Consider the following 24139-nt stretch of genomic DNA (forward strand, 5'->3'; position numbering starts at 1 on the left):
ATCGCGACCCTCGCAACTTTTGTGGCGAGGGAGCTTGCTCCCGCTTGAGTGCGCAGCGCTCACAAAAATCGGCAATGCTTGTCGCATTTTTGGGGCCGCTACGCAGCCCAGCGGGAGCAAGCTCCCTCGCCACAGGTTTTTTGACTCAAGACTCTCTTGAGGTTCAGGCCTGCACTTTTCCCTGACGGTGATCGGCAAAAAACGCCTTGCCCTTGCCGATCCGGTCGGAGGCCTTGGGCATATTCGCCGCCTGGGTATCCTGGCCATCGACATACCAGTAGCAATGGCTCACCGCCCGGGTGATGCCCACGTAGGCCAGACGCAGGATCTCGTCTTTCTGTGCGCTGTCGTAGGGCTCGCTGTCGCCGGCCTTGCCGAGCCCGGCCATGCGATAGACCTGGTTCTTGTAAGGCGAACTGGTCAGATGCTGGCAATCACCCAGCAGGAACACCGCATCAGCTTGCAGGCCCTTGGCGCTGTGATAGGTCAGTTGCTTGAGCCGTCGCGCATCGTACGGCAAGCTAGAATCAACATTAACTACAGACTGAATATGCTCTTCTATCAATGACTTATCGCTACTTTTTCGATAAAGCATCAAGATTGAATCGCCTTTTCTGTAGTGCTCAATCAGGCGCTGGGCCATGCCCTGGTCATCCCGATCGAGGACGTTCACCGGCAGCAACGCCTTGGGTTCTCCGCTGGCCTTGGCCTTCTTGCCGGCGATTGCCGGTGCGGCGCGGACGATGTGCTCCGCCGCGTCGATGATGTGCTGATGGCTGCGGTAATTGTCGCTGAGCATCACCTTGGTCGTGCTCGGTGACGGGAACTCCTTGTTGAACTCCATGAAATAGCTCGGCGAACTGCCACGCCAGCCGTAGATCGATTGCCAGTCGTCCCCCACACACAGCAATGACGAACGTTGCGCCCCTCGCCCTACGTGCATGGCCGGGCCACGACTGCGGATCTCGGCCAGGCTGGCGCGAATCCAGGAAACGATCTGCGGCGACACGTCCTGGAACTCATCGATCATCAAGTGCGACATTGGCCTGAGCAGTTCATCGCCGAGCAACTTGAGATTCTCCGGTGAATGCTCGCTGAACAGGGCAAACATCCGGTTGTAGGTCATCACGGGTGGCGATTGATCCAGCAGATGATCTTCCAGCGCTCGCCAGAACAGGCTCAAGGCCTCGAAGAAGAATCGGTCCGGATCATCCTTGGCGAAACTCATCTGGCCCACGGCATTGGGCACATCCAGGCCGAGGTTTTCGATAAACCCGGCTGCCGCGACAAAACAGTCCAGCAACGGCGCGGAAGCCAGCTCGCCCTTGACCTTGTAATCGAAGCCCGGCCCGGCGCTGGCATCACCGGCAAGCGACGCCAAAACACGTTTTGAAGATTCGTAACTATCGAGCCATATCAATGGCTTACGACAGAAAGCTTGAAACAGGGTGCGCTTTACAGCCCATTCCGCACGTACCGTCAGCTTGGCATTCGGGCGACTGACCTGGGGATTTTCCCGAGGATCGAAACCCAGCACCACCCAGGCATCCAGCGCCGGAATGTAACCGTGGCAATGGAAGGTCGAACCGTTGATGTCGAAGGTCTGACGATTCGGCTCGATGCCCTTGATCGGCCAGGCGCCGGCGCGAAACCACAGGTCCTCGATGGTGTCACACAGCTCTTCATCGCGCTTGGCCGCCAGTTCAGTCACCGCCATGCGCTTTTGCACGTCCGGGTGATCGCGCTCCAGTTCCTTGAGCTGCAAGGCGTGACGAGACAACGGCTTGATCAATTCGCGGAAACGCTCATCGCGGGTATGCAGGCTGTGATAGCAGGCGTTGAGCTGCTGGCGCTGGGCGTCGTTGATTCGCAGGTCGAAGGGGTTGCTGTCGACCTCCTCATCAGTGCCCTGCACGCGAAAGCTGAGGTTTTCGAAGGCTTGCAGTCGTTCGAAACCCGGCAGGCTGCGCACCATTGGCAGGATCCGCGAATGAAAAGTACGCACCAGGTCCCGCGCTTCTTTGAAGCTGAGCGCCCGGCCCCACACGGCAAACAGTTCGATCAGCTTATTGATGAAGTCCTTGCGCGACTCGCGGGTGAAGGTCACCACGGTCATCGAGCTCAGCTCAAACCCCAGATAATGGCTGAGCAGCAAGATACGCAACACCAGGGTGGTCGACTTGCCCGCGCCCGCGCCGGCGATCACCGAAGTCGACGGTGTGTCACTGAAGATCATTTTCCATTGGGCAGCGCTCGGCTGGGCATGCGCAGGCAGCAGTCGCGCCACGTCGGCCTTCATGCGCTTCTTCAGCTCGGCGCTCAATGGCAGGCGCCAATCGTCGAACAGGTTGTCATCGACGTTGGGCGGTCGATGCTCGGTGGAGCGCGAGTCGCGGATCAGCAGCACTTGACGGCCTTCTTCCAGACCCTCGAGCTTGCCTTCCTTATAGCCGTATTCCACGCCAGCGCTGTGACCGCTGCGAAAACCGTCGGCTTGCCCGTGCAGCCAGGACGCACGGTGTTGCGCGCGCAAGCGGGTCAGGCCGTGGCCAAAGAACCGGGCGGCCAGACGTTTGAGCAAAGGCATCTCGGCCAGGGGACGAAGTTCGGGCGGAAGATCGGGTGTGTGTTGCGGCACGCAGGCGGACTCCAGTGTGTGAGGCTGTCGGGGGCTATGGTGTCTGCATTTGCCGTTGAGTTCTAGTGAAATGCTTACAGGTCATTGGCTTATGCGATGAAGTGAAGGCTGGATGAGAAAAATTCGAGATTATTCGGTATCAAATAATTCGATTGTATTGAGGCATTTTTTACGCTTTTTATCGATGGGTACCTGATGGATGATACTGACCATCAACCACCGGTTCTCGTTTGTGGCTCAGACGTTCTGCCCCCATGACGAACCTTTTTCAGGAGACGATCATGCTTGAACTCAGACCTTTCAACTCCCTGGGCGGCGCGCACCATGGCTGGCTGGATGCCCATCACCACTTTTCGTTCGCCGAGTACTACGACCCCAAACGCATGAACTGGGGCAACCTGCGGGTGTGGAACGATGACGTGATTGCCCCCGGCACCGGGTTCCCGCAACACCCACACCGGGACATGGAAATCATCACCTACGTTCGTGAAGGCGCGATTACCCACCAGGACAACCTGGGCAACAAGGGCCGTACCGAAGCCGGTGATGTGCAGGTCATGAGCGCCGGCACCGGGATCGCCCACAGTGAGTACAATCTGGAAGCGACCGAGACCCGGATCTTTCAGATCTGGATCATCCCCAACGAAACCGGTCTGGCACCGTCGTGGGGCGCCAAGCCCTTCCCCAAAGGCCAGCGCGAAGGCTTCGTGACCCTGGCCAGTGGCAAGGCCGGCGACGATCAAAGCCTGCGGATTCGCGCCGATGCACGTCTGGTGGCGGCCAACCTGAAAGCCGGGGAAACGGCTGAATATCGTCTGGACAGTGGCCGTCGCGCTTATCTGGTGCCAGCGACAGGAGCGATTGAAGTCAATGGCTTGCGCGCACAAGCTCGAGACGGGGTCGCGGTTGCCGATGAGCAAGTGTTGCGGGTGACTGCGATCGAAGACAGCGAAATCGTCTTGGTAGATGTGGCTTGAGGCGGTAAATGCGCGGCAAAAAAAAGGGCGACCGTTGATGGTCGCCCCTTTTTTTGGCTGTGTGTCCCGTCCTGAACAAGGTTTACACCAGCTTCAGGACTAGACAATTTCATTTGTGGCGAGGGAGCAAGCTCCCTCACCACAGGACTTTCAATCACTTCGCAGAAATTGCGCCATCTACCAGTGTCTGAGCCTCGGCCACCAGTTGTTTCAGGTGGTCGTCACTGACAAAGCTTTCTGCGTAAATCTTGTAGATGTCCTCGGTGCCCGACGGCCGCGCCGCGAACCAGCCGTTCTCGGTCATGACTTTCAGACCGCCGATGGCCTGGTCGTTGCCCGGTGCATGACTGAGGATGCTCTGGATCGCTTCGCCCGCCAGTTGAGTCGAAGTGACCTGGTCCGGCGACAATTTGCTCAGCAGTGCTTTCTGTTCAGGGTTGGCCTTGGCATCAACGCGTACCGAAAACGGCTCACCCAGTTCATCGGTCAACGCGCGATAGGCCTGGCTTGGATCACGGCCCGTGCGAGCGGTCATTTCAGCGGCCAGCAGCGCCGGAATCAAACCGTCCTTGTCGGTACTCCAGACACTGCCGTCCTTGCGCAGGAACGATGCACCGGCGCTTTCTTCACCGCCAAAACCCAGGGAGCCGTCAAACAGACCGTCGGCAAACCATTTGAAACCGACCGGCACTTCATACAGACGACGGCCCAGGCGTTTGGCGACGCGATCGATCAAGCCGCTGCTGACCACGGTCTTACCCACGGCCGCATCGGCCCGCCACAGTGGACGGTTCTGGAACAGGTAGTCGATCGACACCGCGAGGTAGTTGTTCGGCGCCAGCAAACCACCGGACGGGGTCACGATGCCATGACGGTCGTGGTCCGGGTCGCAGGCAAACGCCACGTCGAAACGCTCTTTCAGGCCGATCAAGCCTTGCATGGCATAGCTGGACGATGGGTCCATGCGGATCTGCCCGTCCCAGTCGACGGTCATGAAACGGAACGTTGCATCAACCTGTTTATTCACCACTTCCAGGTCCAGGCGGTAGTGCTCGGCAATCGCCGACCAGTAGCGCACCCCTGCTCCGCCCAGCGGATCGACACCCAGACGCAGCTTCGCATCGCGGATGGCGTCGAAGTCGATCACGTTGATCAGGTCAGCGACATAGGTGTTGAGGTAATCGTGACGATGGGTAGTGCTGGCCTTCAGGGCCTGCTCGTAGCTGATGCGTTTGACGCCGGCGAGCCTGGCTGCCAGCAACTCGTTGGCCTTGGCTTCGATCCACTTGGTGATGTGGGTATCGGCCGGGCCGCCGTTGGTTGGGTTGTACTTGTAGCCACCACTTTGCGGCGGGTTGTGGGACGGCGTGATGACGATGCCGTCCGCCAGGCCTGAAGTGCGCCCGCGGTTGTAGCAAAGAATCGCATGGGAAATGGCCGGCGTCGGGGTGTACTCGTCGCCTTCGGCGATCATCACCGTGACACCGTTCGCCGCCAACACTTCCAGGGCACTGGCACCGGCCGGCGTGGACAGCGCGTGGGTGTCGATCCCGACGAACAGCGGGCCATCGATGCCCTGGGCCTCGCGATACAGGCAGATCGCCTGGCTGATGGCCAGGACATGCCATTCGTTGAAACTCAAGTCGAACGAGCTACCTCGGTGTCCGGACGTGCCGAAGGCAACGCGCTGGGTAGAAATGGCTGCATCGGGCTGGCCGGTGTAATAGGCCGTTACCAGTCGCGGGATGTCGACCAACAGTTCTGCCGGTGCCGGTTTGCCCGCAAAAGGACTGAGTGTCATGCAAAACCTCTGAGAGAGAGTGGTTCGGGATAGGAGCGCAGTTTACTGACAGTTTGGCCGTTGCGCGACGTTATCGAATGTCAGGTTCCGAGGAGCTCTTCCACCTCGGCTCAATCGATCGATTCCAGACGCAAGGCATCCCCCAGTAGCCCCAGTGCAGCGACGAGCTCGTGGTCGCCACCGAATGTATGACTCAGGCGCAAGTGCTGCGCGTGCAGGCCCTGCAAACTGAACAACTCCCCCGGTGCGATGACCACTTGCTGCTTGAGCAGTCTCTGGAACACTCGATGTACATTGACCTGGCGCAACGAGCGAATCCACACCGTCGCCCCGCCCTGGGGCTCGACGAAATGCAGCGATTCCGGCAGACGCTCCTGGAGCAGTTGGGTCATCAGCACCATGCGTTCCTTGAGCAGTCGACGCAACACCAGCAGGTGTTGATCGATGCGTCCGTTGCTGTACAGCCGCGCGATGGCTTTCTGACGAATCAGCGACAAACGGAATGCCCGCAGCAGAAAGTGCCGTTGCAGTTCGGCACGCAGTTGTCGCGAGAGCAGGTAACCAAAGGGCGCCTCCGAGCCGATGATTTTCTCGAAAGTGGAAAACACGATCAGCCGATCAGGGTCCACCAGGTCGCGAAACCGCAAGCCGCTCGGCTCGAATTCGAGCTCGCCGTAACAATCGTTTTCCAACACCCAACAGCCATGCCGTCCCAGCAGTTGCGCAGTGGACTGCCGGTTGTCGTCAGGCGCCACGCTCCCGCGCGGCATGTTCAGTCCCGATGAAAGCATCATCAGTCGCACCCGCCCGGTCTCGAGCAGCTCTCTCAGCTGTTCGAGATCCAGGCCACCACAGGCTTGCAGCGGCAGCTCGACAACCTGCACGTCTGCGTCCTGGAACAAGCGCAGAATCACCCAGTCGCACGGCGACTCGACCACCACCACCGAATCTTTGAGCTCAAGAACGGCGATCAATATTTCAAGTACGCCGCGCATATCTGCGCCGATATAGACATCATCGGCATGCCAGCAGCGTGTCGGCGAAGTGGTGTAGCGTGCCGCAAGGGCCGTGCGCAGTTCCAGCTCGCCGCAGGGTTGTGAAGACGGTTGTGGCTGGCGCGGATACTGGCGCAGCAATTCTCTCTCCAGCAACAACAACGGGCTGTCCAGGGGTTGTAACAACGCCGGTTCATCGGCGCTCAACACCAGCATGCCGGGGCGCCTGGCGTTGACATAGACCGTTTCGAGCAGGTCTTTACCGCTGCCGGGAAGACCGATAGAAGACACCGGCAGTGCGTAATAGCCTGACTTGGCAACCGAATAGATGCGTCCTTCCTTCTCCAGCAGCGAATAGGCGTATTGAATGGTCGAGATCGACACACTCAAACGATCCGCCAACTGCCGCAATGAGGGCAGGCGCACTCGCACGTCACTGCCCGGCTCATTGATCAGATTGTTCAGGTAGCGGTACACCGCCTGGTACGCGAAATCGGAATCTCGTGATCCTTTCATGGGTGATGACCGAACACGCTACGAACGTCATGACGCACTCTTGATGCGTCCGCCAAACCAGGAACATTCACTGGCCCATCGACCATTCGCCAGTCACTGCTGCTTCATTCTCGGGGTCCATGTCTTCGACTTGCACGCCCGCGTCGCCGCTTTCCGTGCCTGGCACCCTACCCTCATCCCGAACCACCAGCCTCATGCGGTAAAGCGTACCGATCAGGCTGACCGGCAACCCGCTGACATCCACCATCCACTGCAGAACCTGCTCGGGTGCCGGACCGCCCTGCATCGCCCGGTGCAATTCCGGCAGCGCTACCAGCATGCCGGGATGGCATTGACGAAGAAAATGCTCCAGGGCCGCGCCGTTATCGACAAACGGGGCGAACAGCAGACACACCAGTTGGGCTTCACTCAAACCGAGACTTTTTTGTGCCTCGGCTGTCGCCAATCCGCGCTGATCGGCCATGGTCAGCGGATTGCCGAAGGTCTCCACTGCCTGCTCGCAAAAGCGCTCGGGCAATTGTTTACGACGCATCATCACCAACACCCGCTGCAGGTATTCGCTGACCCCCTCTTCGTAGGTGCGACCGTGTACAAAGCGCGCTTGCAAGCCGCGAAGGTGCGCGGATATCGACGGACTGACATAGTCGTTATCACTGAGTTGAGCCGTCAGTTCGTCAGGTTGGAAGCCGAGGAAGTCAGTGAGCAGCGGCCAGCGCTCCTCCAGGTTGCTGACCAGCATGTCGTGGATGTCGATGAAGGTCGTGCGACGGCAGGCCTCAAAGCGCTCGGAAGGACGCCACGCAGCCTGAGCAGAGTCGGGATAAAACTCGCGATAGCAGTCGCTGCCCAGTTCATCGAGGCGCGCGAACAATCCCTCGTAGCCCGTTTCATGGCGGCTCGTCGGCGCAAGCCCGGCCTTGGCTGCGGCACGGTTCAAACCCTCGATAAACTGCGCCTGCCGACGGGGTGAATCGCTGCTGACCATGACATCGACGCCGTTGTCCCAGCGGGCAATTTGTCCATAAAAATCACCTGTGGCCAGGTACCCGTCGTCCCACAACTCAAGCGGCCCGTTCCAGGCCCGACGGTGCCCGACCATCAGCAGATTGAGCCGATTCGACTCGCGGCCGGCATCGGAGATTGGCGCCAAGTGATTGAACGGCAGGACCTCACGATTATCGACCATCAACATTTCGACCCGGGGATCGTCGTAGAGAAACAATGCACTGCTGCTGCGATGGATGTTTTCCAGTGCTGTCGCAGCCGTACCATTCAAGCGCAAAGTGGCCACTCGCAGCTGAAATGTCGCCGGTGCCCGACCGGCGATACTCAGTTGCGCGGCGCGCAGCAGCGCCAGTGTGTAGCAGCTGTCACGGGACCCGGACTGGATCGCCAACACCTTGTAATCGCCGATACGCTCCATACCTCCAGCCGACACCACCAGGCGCTGAATCATCAGTTGCAATGCCGTGCGCTCGGCGCGAGAGAAAAAGCTCAGCAAGCGCTGCAGTACTTGTTGATAAACATAATTCATTGCCTGTTCATGGGTATGGGTCATCATTGTTTACCTGTTACTCATAAGTTCGACGCCACGCAAACAATTACATGCACTGCGCGACGGATTGCCTGTCATGAATGGGGTGCCGGGGTTGTTATCAAATGCTAGCACTTAAGCATTTTGTAATTATTTGAAATGGTTGCATGTCTCGAGAACCCCAAACAGGGCAATACAGCCGCAACGCCAGGCAGGACGGGTGTTTTTCGGCCTCGAGCGATGTCCTAGGAAATTTCCGACAACATCCCACAGACGTGTAATACAAGAAATAAAGAAAGAAGTTGCCAGTAAATGTATGACCGCCGAGCGGCGTCGAATTATTTGTTGAGCATGTATTGCCGATGCGCGTTGAAAAGTTTCAACCTGATACCCAGCCATGACTCTTTCCTTGAGATGAAATAATCATTCAATTATCAGGGCTTACATAATGATTAGAAGATACAGATCGAGAGCAAAAACCAGTTCAGTTGCTGAACCGCCCCACCGAGGGATCGATGGGATGTCTCATTTTGGAGGTTTTGACAGCGGAAAAGTCCGTGCCTGCACGGACCTTTCCAGAGGGGTTTATACAAGGGGGCTCGTACGAAGAGCTCAGACAGGCTCGACCTCAAGGGCGACCCGTTCGCGGCATGGGCATTCGTCCATGTAGCGGTGTGCTTCGACAAACTGGGAAAACGGGAATACCCGAGTCTTGAGTGGCAGCAGCACATGGTCTGCGGTCAACTGGTTGATGTCGCGCAGGGCACGTTGCAGTGCGGCCTGATCCTGGAGGATGCCCAGCTCCGGCTTGCCGGTGAAGTTGCCGATGCAGTGCACGAAGAACTGAATGTTCTTCTGGAACGCCGCACAGGCCGGAAATGGCGTCTGGTTACCACCCTGCAGGCCATAGAGCACCAGGCTGCCGCGAGGCGCGAGCACATCGCCGAGCAGCGACATCTGCGGGCCGCCCAGGCCATCGAACACCACATCGACGCCACGGTTGTCGGTTATTTTGTTGATCCGCATCAGCAGATCTTCTTCTTCGGTGACGATGACTTTTTCGGCACCCAGCGACAGCAGGTATTCACGCTCGTCCGCGGTTTTGGTCGCAGCGATTACTCGCACACCAAGGGCTTTGCCCAGCTGTACGAACGACGGCCCGGCGCAGTGACTGGCGTCGGTCACCAGAGCGAATTGCCCGGGCTTGACGCGCGCCAGATCGGTGTAGCCAAAATAGGCGACCAATAGCGGCGTGTAATGCACGCTGGCTTCGACCGGGCTGAGCACGTCCGGGTAGCGGGTCAGCGCCGTGCGCGGCAGAACGATCTGTTCGCCGTAGACCGGATAATCGTTGGGGCTTTCGGCCGGGAAGCTGGCGACCTTGTCACCGATAGCGAGGTCATCGACCCCCTCGCCGAGCGCCGTGACCACGCCGGCCATTTCATGACCCAGGCCTGAAGGCAGGCGAGCATGGGACGAGGCCAGGTTCTGGCGCCAGAGAATGTCGTACCAGCTGATGCCTATCGCCTCGACACGCACCTGCACTTCGCCCGGCGCAGGCAGAGCGGCCGCATGCTCTTCGCATTTGAGCACCTCGGCTGGACCAAACTTGTGAAAACGGATCGTGCGGGACATCGCAAACCTCGTCAAAGTAACCTCTAATGCCCTGAACTCTATCTGGGCTTTCTACCCAAGACCATCAGTGGCTATTAATAGTCGACATGCCTGTCATTGATTCCGCAGCGACGGCGACATCATCCAATGCCGTAAAAACCGAAGCAGCCTTTCAGGGAAAACTGAATTACCCTGTGCAGAGTACCAGCCTTTCCCCGTAAGATTCACGCCGGCCATTGTTCTCATATGGTCGCTCACGTCAAGTTTGCTGAATCTGCCAGGACCCCAGATGAATCGTAATGACCTGCGTCGTGTCGACCTGAACCTGTTGATCGTTTTCGAAACACTGATGCACGAGCGCAGTGTGACCCGCGCTGCGGAGAAATTGTTCCTCGGCCAGCCGGCCATCAGTGCGGCGCTCTCGCGCCTGCGCGGGCTGTTCGATGACCCGTTGTTCGTGCGCACCGGCCGCAGCATGGAACCTTCCGCCCGAGCGGTGGAAATCTTCGCCCTGCTCTCGCCGGCCCTGGATTCGATTTCCACCGCGGTCAGTCGCGCGGCGGAATTCGATCCGGCCACCAGCACCGCGGTGTTCCGCATCGGCCTGTCGGACGATGTCGAGTTCGCGTTGCTGCCGATGCTGCTCAAGCGGTTGCGCGCCGAGGCACCGGGCATCGTGCTGGTGGTGCGTCGGGCCAACTACATCCTGATGCCGAACCTGTTGGCCTCGGGCGAAATTTCCATTGGCGTCAGCTACACCGCCGACCTGCCGGCCAACGCCAAGCGCAAAGTACTGCGCCGCAGCATGCCGAAACTGTTGCGAGCCGACTCCGTGCCGGGGCCGTTGAGCCTGGATGACTTCTGCGCCCGCCCCCACGCGCTGGTGTCGTTCGCGGGCGACCTGAGCGGCTTTATAGATGAAGAGCTGGAGAAGCTGGGGCGCAAACGGCACGTGGTGCTGGCGGTGCCGCAGTTCAACGGGCTGAGCACACTGATCAGCGGCACCGACATCGTGGCCACCGTCCCGGACTACACCGCCGAAGCGTTGACCGCCGCCGGTGGTGTTCGGGCGGAAGATCCACCGTTGCCGGTGCGCAGCTTTGAATTGCACATGGCCTGGCGCGGGTCGCAGGATAATGATCCGGGTGAGCGGTGGTTGAGGTCGCGGATTCAGATGTTTTTCGGGGACCCGGATAGCCTGTAATGGAATTCCACAAAAATCCATAAATCCGTTTAATAACAAGGTTTTATACATAGATTCAGTCCACTGCCGCCTGTCTAAATCCAATGGGTTCCAGACCTTATGGGGGCATAATCGGGGGCAAATTTCGATTTTTAAAAAACGGTGCCCCCACCGATGCCCCCAGATAACGCCCCTGTTTTCAGACGAAAACTCAGCGATGCCTTCATCCGCTCGCTCACTCAACCCGGCAAACACGCCGACGGCGAAGTCCCTGGTCTCTACTTGGAGGTGAGGGCGTCGAGCAAGGCCGGAAAATCCCCTTCCAAGTTCTGGCGTTTAAAGTATCGGCTGCACGGCAAGGAGAACCGTTTCTCGATAGGTGCTTACCCCGACATTGGGCTGAAGGAGGCGCGCGACATTGCCCGCGGTGCACGCCGTGACGTGGCTAACCACATCGCCCCGCTTAAGGCCAAGACCGCCAAGATCGAGGCACAGTTGCTCAATGAAGAGCGCACCTTCACGTACGTGGCCGAGCAATGGTTGGCATTCAAGTCTGCCGAACTGGTGGTCAAATCCATTGCGGGGTTTCGCGGGGCGCTGAACAACCACATCTTGCCTGCCATTGGCAAAAAGCCGATCAGCGAGATCAAGCTGGAGCACATCACCACTATTATCACCGAGCTACGTCGCCAGCGCACCATGGCCATGGCCCGGCGTGTGCGCACCATCATCCGAGCAATCTTGGGCTTTGCCGAGGGACGCGGCTGGGTGGAGCGCAACGTGGCACTCAGCAACATCGAGGAGTTGAAGATCCGCCACGTCGTGACAAGTAATCCGGCAATCGAAAGGCCAGCCGACCTGGGCAGGTTTCTGCTGCGACTGGGTGACTGCAGCAACGGCAGTGTTGCCACCGCAATGCGCTTGCTGGTCATGTTGCCGGTCCGCCCCGGCGAACTGGTGCAGATGCGCTGGGAAGACGTCGACTTGGTGGGCGCCGACTGGCGTTATGTGGTGAGCAAGACCAAGCACCTGAACAAGAGCAAGCACGTCGTGCCGCTACCGGAGCAAGCCCTGGTCCTGTTGCGCGAGCTACATAAAACCCGCGTGGTGGATGACGAAGGCAAAGGTTGGGTGTTCGTCTCGCCGGTCTATCCGGGTCGCCCCATCAACCCAACGTCGATGCTCAAGTCTTTTCAGCGTATCTGGCCGGAGTACGACATCACTGCCCACGGCTTTCGCGCTACCTACCGGACGATTGCCCATGAACACTTAGGTATCGATCCAATCGTGCTCGAACTCTCATTATCCCACCGGATGCCAGGCGCTCTGGGGGCGGTGTACGCGCGCGCGCAACTGCTAGTGCAACGCCGGGAGGCGGCTCAGCAATGGGCGAACTACTTAGACCTGTTGCGGCAAAATGCAGAGCGAGTGACAATAGATTGACAATACGGCGAATACCATCAAGAGATTGGAGCGGGAAACGAGACTCGTATCTAGCGTCCGACCCATTGAAATCTAAGGGGTTTATTTTCTTGCCGGAGCAGGAAAAGACTCAATTCTGGACTTGTTTTTTGGGGGGTATCAAGGGCCAAGAAGGAGGTGATTCCACGACAAGCTACTGGATTCCACCTGTAGCCAAAAGAACAAACACTCATCAGCGTTACATTTAAAGCGCTGCGCTGGATAGAGTGCCAATCCCTTTCGCGTATAGCACATGCCTTTCACCGCGCAGTGTGTCAGGGCGTGCTGGAAATCAGCGTCAACGATGATCGCTATCTGCTCTCTACTGGTGACTCGATTCTGTTCTACGCCGAGCGGACGTATCCCACGCTTAAAAAGACCTTACGTGAACGGGGCGCTGATAATTATCTGGATCAAGGCTCCTTAAGTGAGCAAAACCGGTGCCGTCCTGATGGCGTTCGGCAGACGCAGTTTGGATAACTAAAGATTATCGTTTGCGGGCAATTAAAGTGATTGTACACGCCTTAGGCGAAATGCTAGTTTTCGTCACAGCACCACACAGAGTTATTACGATCAGCACGATGGTCGCTTCTACTCATCAAGGAGAGAAGACACGTGACAAATAAAACCAATCAGATAACTCGGCTCCCCACGCTCACTGAACGGGGTCACATTTCTTATTTCATCCCGAGCAACATCAAAGTTGTCACCGGGGATGGAATATCCCTTCTCAAATAAGCGCCCTGAATGTCGTTCTGACACAGAAGCGTTTATGCCCTCGCCTTAACTAAAAGACGTCGCTCCCTCATTTACCCACAAAGTGCTCAGTTTAGGCTGCGAATTGATGCGTCCCTGCGCTCAGTAATCGGACTGCAACCGATTATTGCTGTGGCGGCTCGCTGTAGTGCAATTTCCGTCAGCTCAGGAGAAGGTAATGATCTTAGCAATACCCGAACGTATGCATGCCGTTCTACTGACCGGTCATGGTGGACCCAATAAGCTCGAGTATCACACTGACGTGAAGGTTCCACGCCCAGCCAAAGGTGAGGTACTGGTGCGCGTGGCCGCAGCTGCGGTCAACAACACCGACATCAATACGCGGATTGGCTGGTACTCGAAAAAGGTCAGTAGTGACACCCAGGCTGGCAGCGCCGGAGGCTTCGCAGAGGTCGACAACGAAGATGCATCCTGGTCAGGTGTGCCCTTAAGGTTCCCGCTGATTCAAGGTGCCGATTGTTGCGGATATATTGTCGCCGTCGGCGAGGGGGTATCGCCGACTCGCGTTGGGCAGCGCGTTTTGATTCGCAACATGCTCAGAGCCCCGGTTGACCACCAGAATTACCAGTGCTGGACGTACGGCTCCGACTGCAATGGCTCCTTCGCTCAGTACACCGTCGCCCCCGACGCAGATACCTGGTCGGTGAGCAGTGACTGGAGTGACATCGAGCTAGCGTCCATCCCCTGCTCTTATTCAACAGCTGAATTGATGATGCAGCGCGCGGGCGTGAACGCAAATGATGTCGTGTTGATTACCGGTGCCAGTGGCGGTGTCGGTTCTGCTGCCGTGCAGTTGGCTAAATGCAGAGGCGCACGCGTTATTGCAATTACGTCCAACAGCAAGCGTAGCCAGATACTCGAACTGGGTGCAGATGATGTCATTGACCGTAATGACAACTTGCTTGAGCGCCTGGAAAAAAACAGCGTCACTGTGGTCATTGATCTTGTCGGCGGTACCGCTTGGCCTCCCCTTCTCGATGTTCTGAAAATAGGGGGCCGCTATGCGACATCCGGCGCCATTGCCGGCCCGCTGGTGGAATTGGACTTACGTACTCTGTACTTAAAAGATCTGACCTTCTACGGCTGTACCTGGCAAGACGATAACGTCTTTCAAACACTGATTAACTACATCGAGACGGATCGTATTCGCCCACTGGTCAGCAAACATTATTCGCTGAGCGATATCGCCCTGGCACAGGAAGATTTCCTCAGTAAAAAACATGTCGGCAAGCTTGTCTTGGTGCCGCCTCGGGAGACTCACCATGAAGATTCGTGATATTGAGGTTTATCAAGTAAACCTGCCCTATGCCGGCGGTGTTTATAAACTTTCCGGGGGCCGCACTTATACTTCATTCGATGCCACTCTCGTGTGCATACGAACCGACACGGGACTGGAAGGCTGGGGTGAATCGACACCCTTTGGCCCTAACTACATTGCCGCGCACGCGCTTGGCGTTCGTGCGGGCATCGAAGAAATGGCTGACATGCTGATTGGGCGAGATCCTCGGCAGGTCGACCGCATCAACGACATCATGGACAGCACGCTCCTGGGCCATTTGCATGCCAAGGCTGCGATTGACATTGCCTGCTGGGATATCTTCGGCAAAGCCGTGAACCTACCGGTCTGCGAGTTGCTGGGAGGCAGCACCGGGCTGTCCATGCCGATCATTGATTCGACCTATGCAGGCGACCCTGAAGACATGCGCCGGCGCATCGATGCCACCCGCAAGCAAGGCTACCTCGGCCACTCGGTCAAGGTCGGTGCAACGCCCGAGGAAGGCGGACCGGCCCTGGATGCTGCACGCATCGAAGCCTCCCTTGCCGATGCCCGTCCCGGCGAATACTTCATCGTCGACTGCAATGGTGGCCTCACCGTCGAACATGCGCTGAGAATGCTCAACCTGCTGCCTTCGGGCCTGGACTTTGTGCTTGAGGCGCCGTGTGCCACTTGGCGTGAACACATGGCCTTGCGGCAGAAAACCAGCATCCCACTGATTATGGATGAACTGGCCACGGATGAAGCCTCCGTTTTGCAGTTGATCCGCGACGATGCCGCAGACGGGATTGGCATGAAAGTCTCCAAGCAAGGCGGCCTAACCCGCGCAAGGCGTCAGCGCGATATGTGCCTTGCAGCCGGGCTGACCATGAGCATTCAGGAGACCGCCGGATCTTATGTGTCCTTTGCTTCGTTGACCCACCTGGGGCAGACCATCCCTCATCGCAACCTGCGTTGCGTGCTCGATCTGCGCGACATGTACACCCCTATGACCGCGAACCTGGACATTCCGGTGATTGATGGCCGCATTCGCGCACCGCTGACGCCTGGCCTGGGTATTGAAATCAATCGGGATGTTATCGGTTCACCGGTAGCCATTTATCGTTGATTCAGCGCACTTACTTGCCGCTCGAAAAGCATCGGGCGTGTATGCAAGAAGTGTCCGAACAGGGTAGCTCCTGCGAGCTACCCGTTTGGAAATCGACTATCTGCCAAGGCCGGCCAATAAATAAACTAAAAGAAAGGTGGTGAGCATGAAACGTTCTCTGATTGCACGATGGGCAGTGAGTAGCTTAGCCGTACTCAGCATTTTGTCAGCCCATGCGGCGGATGCCAGCAAGCCTGGCGCCGGCGTTTCCATTACGCCGATATTCCCGACCATTGCTGAAGAGCGCTTTCGAGGCGAGATTGCTGTCGCTGGCCTGAAGGAGCTGGGGTACAACGTCACAGAACCCAAGGAAACAGAGTTTCCCGCTATGTATATCGCATTGGCCTACGGCGATGCCGACTTCACTGTCCATAACTGGAAAGCCCTGCACGTCGTTCTACCTGAAAGCAGGCGGTGACGAGAACATGGAGAGTGGATAGCGCAGAACCGTCAGGCATTCGATGGCTGGCTGCAGGATGCCAGAGCCGCCGCTCAGCAATAACGAATCACGTCTGATTGGCAGGTCGCGCCGCTGCGCATGCAGCAATCGATTTTGTTTTAATTGAATGCACTCAGGTATAGGCGATGACGACCCTCCGATCAGAAGTTGCTTTGGACAGTACTTCCTACAAAGGTTTTATGCTGATCATCGTGGCGACGTTCCTGTTTTCCTCACACGATACGATCTCCAAATACCTGACATCGGCCTACCCCGTCATACTGATTGTGTGGGCACGCTACGCCGTGCACACCGCGCTGATGGCCACCCTATTTCTACCAAAGGCCGGAACAGCTTTGTTCAAGACAGCCAACCTCAAGTTGCAGCTCCTTCGCGGGGGCTGCCTGGTTGCGACGAGTTTATTTTTCACCTCCAGCCTGCATTACCTGCCCTTGGCAGAAGCCACGTCCATCCACTTCCTCGCCCCCCTGCTGGTGATTCTGCTGTCGGCTCCACTGCTGGGGGAGCAAGTGTCATCCCGGCAGATTTATGCAGCACTGGCAGGATTTCTGGGGACACTTTTCATCGTAAGACCAGGCGGTAACCTATTCACCCTGGCGGTTCTGCTACCCTTCTGCTCAGCATTGTGTTTTGCGCTGTACCAATTGCTTACACGCAAACTCAGCGCGTATGACAGCGCGATCACCAGTAATTTCCTGGGCGGGTTGTTCGCGACGGGAGTCATGTCGCTATTGGTGCCCTTCTTCTGGGTTACCCCGACCATGAATGATGCGATCATGATGGGAGCATTGGGCACCCTTGGAATGGTTTCACACCTATTGTTCTCGCAGTCTTTCCGCTACGCGGCGCCGGCGGTCCTGGCGCCTTTCAGTTACAGCCAAATTCTCTTTTCCACGATTCTGGGAGCTATCATTTTTCAACACATCCCCGAAACGCTCAGCCTTTACGGTATGGTGATCATTACCATGAGTGGAGCCTGGGCGTTGCTCAAAGGGAGCAAGCCCGCCTAAAAAACACAATCAAACATTGCATCCAGACTAGCTACTGATAGCGCTTATACCCATCCCCCACCCCCAATCTAGTGAGTCCTTGAATTATCAAATCCGGCTATATGCCAGGCTCCCCAGTCACGAGATTCTGAGTAGCAATCAGTTTGAACTCAATATCCGGACTATTAACACGCAATTCTGGAAGATACTTCGATAAACACAATATAGAGAATACATCGGTGAAAGCTTCGGACTGTAACTCAATATCCAACCTAGTCCAAGCCATACAAAAAATGTCGCAACTACACAACGGCGATTTATCTAGACAGCCTCGATAACGTCAGGTTATCAATAGCACCTTCCTTCCTACCCAAGTGCTGGGCAAACGCCAGCCACCTTTTCCCATCTCATCCCATCGTTCAAAGAAATTCCTGTCGGATGTCGATGCTCGACCGTTCGCCAATATTGCGGTAGTTCTCCTTGAGCCACGCCTCGGCCTCGCGTCGTCCGTTGTCGCGCAGTCCGCAAAGGAAGTCCCAGCCCGCGTTGTACTTGCTGGACACGCTAAGCGCGCACATTGATTCGTCGGACCGAATGGAGTGGATCAGCATCTCCCTCATCTCGTCTCGATCAACCTTGCCTTGCTGGATGAGGTCGGTGACAAAGGCGATGGTGCGCATCTCACGCATCAGAGACGAGTTGAAGCTGATTTCATTGATGCGATTAAGGATGCTGGCAGCTGTAATGGGCACGCCCGGGCGGACGAGCGGGTTGATGTGAACGATCACCACATCGCGCGTATTGCAGTGGTAGATCAACGGAAAAATGGCTGGGTTTCCCATATAGCCGCCATCCCAGTAGTGTTGTCCGTCGATCGTGATCGCTTGGAACAATGTCGGCACACAGGCCGAAGCAAGCACCGCTTCGGCGCAGACGTCCTCGTCCGAGAAGATGCGTATCTTCCCCGTCTCGACATTGGTCGCGCACAGATAGAGGTGGAACGGGCATTGCTTTCGCAAGGCGGCGAAATCGACCTGATTCTCCAGCACCTCCTGCAGCGGATTCAAGTTGTGGCGATTGAACTGGTAAGGCGAGAAGATACGAAGCGCCATGTCCGCAAACGCATACATGGGCGAATAGTCCAGCCCGAAACTGTGCGTCCCTTTCAACCATGGCGCCCAGCGCAACGGGTTATGACGCTCGGCGGACTGCGCCACGTCGGACCAGAAATCATGCAGCGCCTGGCGCGCGCCGGCCTCTTCACCCTGCAGCATGCCGTAAGCCAGCACGACGGCATTCATCGCACCGGCACTGGTTGCGCTCACCCCTTCAATGGCAAGCCTGCCGTCCTCGAGCAACCGATCGAGCACGCCCCAGGTGAACGCGCCGTGCATCCCGCCGCCCTGTAAAGCCAGCGCGACCGACTTACGCACTTCACTGCCCCGACGCGCTCCGTTCTTCATGATCATTCTGGGTCGCTCACCCCACGTTTGGTGCCCACGCATCGAGCAGCGCTTTGGCTTGTAGCAAATCAACGCTGTCGAAGCCTTCGGTGAAGAAGCTATAGATCTGAGCCAGCATTTGCCTGGCCGCCTCCTTGTCTCGTGTTTTCCATAGCTGAGCAAGGCTCACTGTAGCTCGTAGTTCGAGTGACTTTGCCCCTTGCTGTCGCGCGACCGAGATCGCCTTTTGAAAGCATGCTTGCGCTTCCTGCTGGGAAGAATCCTGTCTGTCTTCGCCATGGCATTGGAGGGTAAGAGCGCCCTTGAGCCGGTACAGCTCTGCTTCGTAAAAGTGCTCACCTGTTCTGTTCACCATAGCCAGAGCGTCGATCACGGTATTCAATCCTGCCTGCGGTTGCCCGACGCACCCGTGTGCTGCGGCCAGCAGGGCCAGAAAATAGGAACATCCAAGCTCTGCTCCGGCTAACTGGTAAGTGGTAATACCCTCGGTTATCCGAGCAATTCCCTCGTCAACGTTTCCCTGCTCAGTGCAAGCCCAACCTTGGAGGATAGTCCCCCACGCCAAGTAAAACGGAAACCCTCGTTCGAGTGAAAGCTTGATCGCGGCATCAGCGCACTCTTCGGCGAGTCGTACGTCATGCCGAACCTGTCCCAGTACCGATGTAGCCGACAAGGTAAAGGCCAAGCCAAACGGGTCGGAAATCTTATTGGCCAGAGCAAGGGCCTCCTGGCCGCGCGTGCTTGCCTGATCGGGGAACCCCAAAAACCAAAGGCACCAGGCCGAAAATGTCAGGGAGTAGCCCGGATCCATGCCGTACGTCATGACATGTGTGCGATGACGGTCCGGGTTGTAGAGGACACGCGCCCGCTCCTGGTGTTCAAGAGCGTTGCGCAGATCCCCCTGGAAAAGCAATGTCGCCCCGAGTGCCGCATGGGCTTCCACGAGCAAATCCGGATCTTGCGTAGTTTGCGCAGCACTGAGCAATCGTTCACCCAGCTCGCATGCCGTTGAGTATTGCGCACGCAATTCGTAGTAAGTCCGCATCCCCAGCAGCGCAGGGAAAAGCGAGTCGTCACCTACTTGCGCGCATAGCGCCAGTGCACGGGTATAGGTGGCCTCGACCTCGGGCGCACCATAGCCTCGCACGGCCATCAAGGCCGGCCCGAGGCAGAGCAGCAACGTCAGTTCCTGATGAGCACGCGCGGGCGTGTCGGGTAAATGCTCGAGCAACTCCAGCGCTGCGCCGAGGTGACGCATTGCGTCGAGATGGGCGGAATGCTGGAGCGCCTGTTGCCCGGTACGCTGCAGGTACTCCACGGCCTTCGGGACATTGCCGCTTAGCCTGTAGTGGTGCGCCAGTTCGCTTAAGTAATCCGCTATACGGGTGGGGAACAGCGCCTCGATAGCCTGCGCCGTGCGTTCATGCAGTGCACTACGCCGTTCCGTGAGTAGCGAGTAGCCCGCGACTTCCTGGGTCAACGCATGCTTGAACGAATATTCGACCTCCGGAAATGCGGGCCGCTGGTAAATGAACTCCGCGGCTTCCAGTCGTCCCAGCAGGTCGCGCAAATCGTCGCTCATCCGAGCGCCCCGTCCATCATAGATGCGCTGGATCAGACTGAACGCAAACTCTTTGCCGATGACGGCGAGCGTCTGCAGCAATTCCTTCTGCGCAACGGGGAGCCGGTCGATACGGGCGGCGAGCACACCCTGCACGGTGGTGGGAATATGCAGTGCGGCTGGAGTTTGCTCGATCCGGTAACGACCGGGTTCGCCAAGCAGCGATTTCTCCTCGACCAGCGTTTGGACCACTTCCTCCATGAAGAAGGGGTTGCCCTCCGTCTTCTCCAGGATGAGCTGTTTGAGGGGGACGAGAGTGGGATCGTCCCCAAGCAGTGCCGCGAGCAGTCCCTGGGCTTCGGCCGGGCCCAGCGGTTCGAGCCGGAGCTGGCTGCAATGACCCGCGCGCGTCCATGCAGGCTGATACTCGGGCCGGTAGTTTACGAGGAGCAGGATCGGGACACTCGCCACGCGGTCGATGAGGCACGCGAGGAATGCTTCGGTCTCGCGGTCCAGCCATTGCAGGTCCTCGAACAGCAGCTCGATCGGTTGATCGCGGCTCTCGCGCGCCAGAAGTTGCGTAATCGCGGCGAAAATGCGATCGCGCCGGATCTGAGGATCCATTTCCGCAAGCGCCGAACTGTGTTCGCCAATACCCAGTAGATAGAGCAGGTAGGGCACGAGGTCCTCGAAACTGCGCTCAAGCGTCAGGGCCTTGCCCATTACCTTTTCCCGACACCGCCGCTCATCGTCCAGGGCAGTGATCTGAAAATAGCTTTTCAGGAGCTCGATGAGCGGGAAATAGGCAAAAGCCTTGCCGTGCGATACCGAGAACGTCTCCAGCACCAGACAGCCGCGCCGCGAGCGTTCCTTGAACTCATGGAACAGCCGCGACTTCCCGACCCCGGCCTCGCCCACCACCGCGACGACCTGTCCGTGGCCCGCCTTGGCCTGATCGAGCGCCTGCTGCAGGTGGTCCAGCTCTACCTGGCGGCCGACGAATCTGGCCAGTCCGCGATGTGCCGCCAGTTGCAGGCGCGTGCGCAGCGCGCCGACACCCAGCACCTCGTATACGATGAGCGGCTCGGGGATGCCTTTGACCTGGGTGGCCCCCAGCGTCCTGAACTCGAAATAGCCCTCTGCCAGCTTGTGGGTGGACTCGCTCACCAGGATCGACGATGGCGCAGCGATGCCCTCCATTCGGGACGCAATATGGATGGTGTGCCCGACCGGATCGTAATCGGTGTGCAAATTGTCCGTGCGGATCGAACGCACGACGACCTCTCCGGTGTGGACGCCAACACGGATTTGCAGCGGAATGCCTTTCTCCAGACGAATGCGGTCGCTATGTCGACGTATCGCCTGCTGCATGCGCAACGCCGCATACAGCGCCCGCTGCGGATGATCTTCATGGGCGATGGGGGCGCCGAACAGCGCGAGAATGCCATCGCCCAGCGACTTGGCCACGTAACCTTCGTAGTAGTGGACGGCTTCCATCATCAGCGCAATGACGGGCTCGATCAGGTTTTGGGCCTCTTCCGGATCGAGGTTGTGGATCAGCGCCATGGAGCCAGCCATGTCGGCAAACAGCGCCGTAACGGTCTTGCGCTCGCCGGCGGTCTCACCCCGGGCTTCCATAGCCGCCTGTTCGGCGCGGATGCGCTCGGCAAGATGGTGAGGCGTGTAATGAATGGGCTCTGAAGAAGGCCCTGAAACAGGCCGCGAGCGCGGTGATGACACAGCAGGCGCATCGGTCAGCGACGCGCCACATTCACTGCAGAATTTGGCGGACAAGCCCGCCTCGTGGCCACAGCGCGGACAGCTGCTAGACAGCTTGGCGCCACACGCTTCACAGAAGCTGGCCCCGGAAGGATTCTCGAATCCGCAGTTTGCACAGCGCATACGACCCCCTCCCTTGCCTGGTGCCTTCTATTTAACATTAGGCGCCGAACCCGCTAGCGGCAAGACGCGACCGGACGAAACACTCTCCCCCGGTCCTGACGTCGATTTCCACAGTGCCAAATATTTCGCGTGCTTACTATAAAACCGTCTTCGACAACGTCGCCTTCTACCTGCGCATCAAGCCAAAGAACCAGCGCCCCAGCGAAAATCAGATCCCCGAAAAAGTTCACGAACTGCTAAGCATGGTGCAGCTGGACTGACTCGCAGATCGTTGCGATGGTCATAAGGATTGACGCCCTGAGCAACCAAGGCACGCGCCCCATCACGGCGCGCACGAACTTCGTTGAGACAGATCTGCGGTAACTACGGACGGCAGATGGCTCACTTGCCGCGATCGCAGATATCTCGTCATAGTTCGCTCACGCGCTCATCAAGTGCGCTGCAGTGGCCACCTTCAAAGCATTGGGCGGCGCCTGGCAGCGCGAAGACTCAAATGGCCGTTTTATCTCGAGTGCACAATGAGCATCCGTTCGGGACGCTCAAACAATGGATGGGTGCGGCGCACTTCCTGACCCGAAAGCTTGCCGGAGTAAGCGCAGAAATGAGCTTGAACGTGTTCGTTTACAACCTGAAACGGGCCTTGAAAATCTTCGGTACCCATCAGGCATACAGACCAAGAGACGTCACTGAGCCCAATCACGCGAGCTTTATGGCTCCGCCCTGGATGTCGTCACGCGCCGTTCGTAAGTCAATAGCGTCCTGATTGAGTCGGTGAATCATGTTGAGCAACCGTTGGCGTAGCACTTCGTCTTGGAGCTGCTCTACTGCGCGCATCATATCGAGCGCCGCTACCTCATTGTTAGTGGCGACCGAGTCGAGCAGTTTGCGCATGCTTCTTGATGGTCGATTCATCTCCAACTCCCTGGATTTCAGTGACGCGAATCATATGGCCAGAATGTTTCGTCAGTATTTCAGCTGCACGAACTGGCTTGAATCACCGGCTCCGGCTCATTTGACGCTAGCTGGAGGGACAACCTGATGGGTCGATTACGCTTGTAGCAACCCGTCATTGATGAAGCTAAACGGCTCGCTCCAGAGCATCCAGCAAACCGAAAAACTCCCTCGTAAGCTTATGCCGAGGGGCCAAATGAATGATGGGGACTGACACTTCATGAGATTCACGCATCTTGACGGACCTGCTCAGATAAACCGGTAGCACAGGCAAACCTTCGGCCAACAGCTCATCAACGAGATTTTGATGCAAGCTGGTGTGACCGATGAACTGGTTGATCACCACCCCCTCTACTTTCAGTGATTCATTGTGATCAAGACGTAGTTCCTCTACCTGCTCGATCACGCGATACAGCGCCTGGCGAGAAAAACTGTCGCAATCGAATGGGATCATCAAACTGTCCGCAGCCACCAGGGCACTGAATGTGTAGAAGTTAAGTGACGGAGGTGTATCGATATAGATGCGCTCATAATCCTCGGACAGTTCAACCAGTAACTTGCGCAGCTTATTAATATTGAATTTGCTCTCGAGTTTTGACTGGAGGTCTGGCAGGTCGGAGCTAGCAGTCACCAAGTGAAGGTTGTCGTAAGAGGTCTCGGTTATGACCACGCGATTCCTTCTGCCTTCGAAGCCGCCGGATAGTGATTGTTTGAAGAAGTCGTCGATCCCCGAAGGGATGCTCTCGTCGATCAGGCCCGTGAGATAGTGTGTCGAATTTGCCTGAGGATTGAGATCAACCAGCAGCGTTCGGCAGCATTCGCTGCGGCAAGATTGCAGGCAATGCTGGATTTTCCAACGCCCCCTTTCTGATTGAATACAACACGACGCATGGG

At 57.5% G+C, this 24139-nt stretch carries 14 protein-coding genes and 5 pseudogenes; 10 read left to right on the forward strand and 9 right to left on the reverse strand.

Annotated features, from left to right (window positions below; translation table 11 throughout):
• Positions 1-163: 163 nt before the first annotated feature.
• Positions 164-2638, reverse strand: coding sequence for a UvrD-helicase domain-containing protein (locus tag F475_RS05790; protein ID WP_111453389.1), 2475 nt, complete (start codon positions 2636-2638; stop codon positions 164-166).
• 281 nt (positions 2639-2919) lie between these two features.
• Between F475_RS05790 and F475_RS05795 the strand changes: the two genes are divergently transcribed.
• Positions 2920-3615: a pirin family protein gene (locus F475_RS05795; RefSeq protein ID WP_018926013.1), complete on the forward strand. Its 696-nt coding sequence runs from the start codon at positions 2920-2922 to the stop codon at positions 3613-3615.
• A gap of 154 nt (positions 3616-3769) precedes the next feature.
• On the opposite strand, the gene pgm is transcribed toward F475_RS05795, so the two are convergent.
• The 4 genes from pgm to F475_RS05815 form a co-directional block, all read right to left on the reverse strand.
• Entirely contained in the window at positions 3770-5416 is a 1647-nt protein-coding gene (gene pgm / locus F475_RS05800; RefSeq protein WP_064618030.1) for a phosphoglucomutase (alpha-D-glucose-1,6-bisphosphate-dependent), read from the reverse strand.
• 110 nt (positions 5417-5526) lie between these two features.
• A complete protein-coding gene (locus F475_RS05805; RefSeq protein WP_064618032.1) occupies positions 5527-6927 on the reverse strand; it encodes a PLP-dependent aminotransferase family protein in 1401 nt (466 codons plus the stop codon).
• Positions 6928-6994: 67 nt separating this feature from the next.
• On the reverse strand, positions 6995-8485 hold the full coding sequence (locus F475_RS05810; protein ID WP_111453390.1) for a hypothetical protein: 1491 nt from the start codon (positions 8483-8485) through the stop codon (positions 6995-6997).
• Positions 8486-9073: 588 nt separating this feature from the next.
• Positions 9074-10096, reverse strand: a complete 1023-nt coding sequence (locus F475_RS05815) for a zinc-dependent alcohol dehydrogenase family protein (protein ID WP_018926017.1) — start codon at positions 10094-10096, stop codon at positions 9074-9076.
• A 268-nt stretch (positions 10097-10364) separates the two neighbouring features.
• On the opposite strand from F475_RS05815, the gene F475_RS05820 reads away from it, so the two are divergent.
• The 7 genes and pseudogenes from F475_RS05820 to F475_RS05850 all read left to right on the forward strand — a co-directional run bounded on the left by F475_RS05820 (position 10365) and on the right by F475_RS05850 (position 17389).
• Positions 10365-11279 carry a LysR family transcriptional regulator gene (locus F475_RS05820; protein ID WP_111453391.1) on the forward strand — a complete coding sequence of 305 codons (915 nt, stop codon included), beginning with the start codon at positions 10365-10367 and terminating at the stop codon, positions 11277-11279.
• Between the two features lie 153 nt (positions 11280-11432).
• Positions 11433-12701, forward strand: a complete 1269-nt coding sequence (locus F475_RS05825) for an integrase arm-type DNA-binding domain-containing protein (RefSeq protein WP_111453392.1) — start codon at positions 11433-11435, stop codon at positions 12699-12701.
• 288 nt (positions 12702-12989) lie between these two features.
• Positions 12990-13199: pseudogene (locus F475_RS30625) on the forward strand (hypothetical protein); the annotation flags it as partial.
• Positions 13200-13653: 454 nt separating this feature from the next.
• A complete protein-coding gene (locus F475_RS05835) occupies positions 13654-14772 on the forward strand; it encodes an alcohol dehydrogenase family protein (protein ID WP_256597066.1) in 1119 nt (372 codons plus the stop codon).
• A complete protein-coding gene (locus F475_RS05840; protein WP_111453393.1) occupies positions 14759-15880 on the forward strand; it encodes a mandelate racemase/muconate lactonizing enzyme family protein in 1122 nt (373 codons plus the stop codon). Before F475_RS05835 ends, F475_RS05840 begins: the two co-directional genes overlap by 14 nt.
• A gap of 145 nt (positions 15881-16025) precedes the next feature.
• Positions 16026-16347, forward strand: a pseudogene (locus tag F475_RS05845) (glycine betaine ABC transporter substrate-binding protein); the annotation flags it as partial.
• A 157-nt stretch (positions 16348-16504) separates the two neighbouring features.
• Complete coding sequence (locus tag F475_RS05850) at positions 16505-17389, forward strand: DMT family transporter (RefSeq protein WP_111453394.1); 885 nt, start codon at positions 16505-16507, stop codon at positions 17387-17389.
• Positions 17390-17787: 398 nt separating this feature from the next.
• Here F475_RS05850 and F475_RS05855 read toward each other — a convergent pair whose 3' ends face one another.
• Both F475_RS05855 and F475_RS05860 read right to left on the reverse strand, forming a co-directional pair.
• Complete coding sequence (locus F475_RS05855; RefSeq protein WP_111453395.1) at positions 17788-18837, reverse strand: patatin-like phospholipase family protein; 1050 nt, start codon at positions 18835-18837, stop codon at positions 17788-17790.
• A gap of 10 nt (positions 18838-18847) precedes the next feature.
• Positions 18848-22294: an adenylate/guanylate cyclase domain-containing protein gene (locus tag F475_RS05860; RefSeq protein ID WP_111453396.1), complete on the reverse strand. Its 3447-nt coding sequence runs from the start codon at positions 22292-22294 to the stop codon at positions 18848-18850.
• A gap of 137 nt (positions 22295-22431) precedes the next feature.
• On the opposite strand from F475_RS05860, the pseudogene F475_RS30630 reads away from it, so the two are divergent.
• Both F475_RS30630 and F475_RS30210 read left to right on the forward strand, forming a co-directional pair.
• Positions 22432-22551: pseudogene (locus F475_RS30630) on the forward strand (sulfate ABC transporter ATP-binding protein); the annotation flags it as partial.
• Between the two features lie 263 nt (positions 22552-22814).
• A pseudogene (locus tag F475_RS30210) lies at positions 22815-22949 on the forward strand (hypothetical protein); the annotation flags it as partial.
• 41 nt (positions 22950-22990) lie between these two features.
• Here F475_RS30210 and F475_RS05880 read toward each other — a convergent pair.
• Both F475_RS05880 and F475_RS05885 read right to left on the reverse strand, forming a co-directional pair.
• On the reverse strand, positions 22991-23206 hold the full coding sequence (locus F475_RS05880; protein ID WP_111453398.1) for a hypothetical protein: 216 nt from the start codon (positions 23204-23206) through the stop codon (positions 22991-22993).
• A gap of 166 nt (positions 23207-23372) precedes the next feature.
• Positions 23373-24136, reverse strand: a pseudogene (locus F475_RS05885) (ParA family protein).
• Positions 24137-24139 lie beyond the last annotated feature (3 nt).

It is taken from the genome of Pseudomonas sp. URMO17WK12:I6 (assembly GCF_003253625.1).
GTDB lineage: Bacteria > Pseudomonadota > Gammaproteobacteria > Pseudomonadales > Pseudomonadaceae > Aquipseudomonas.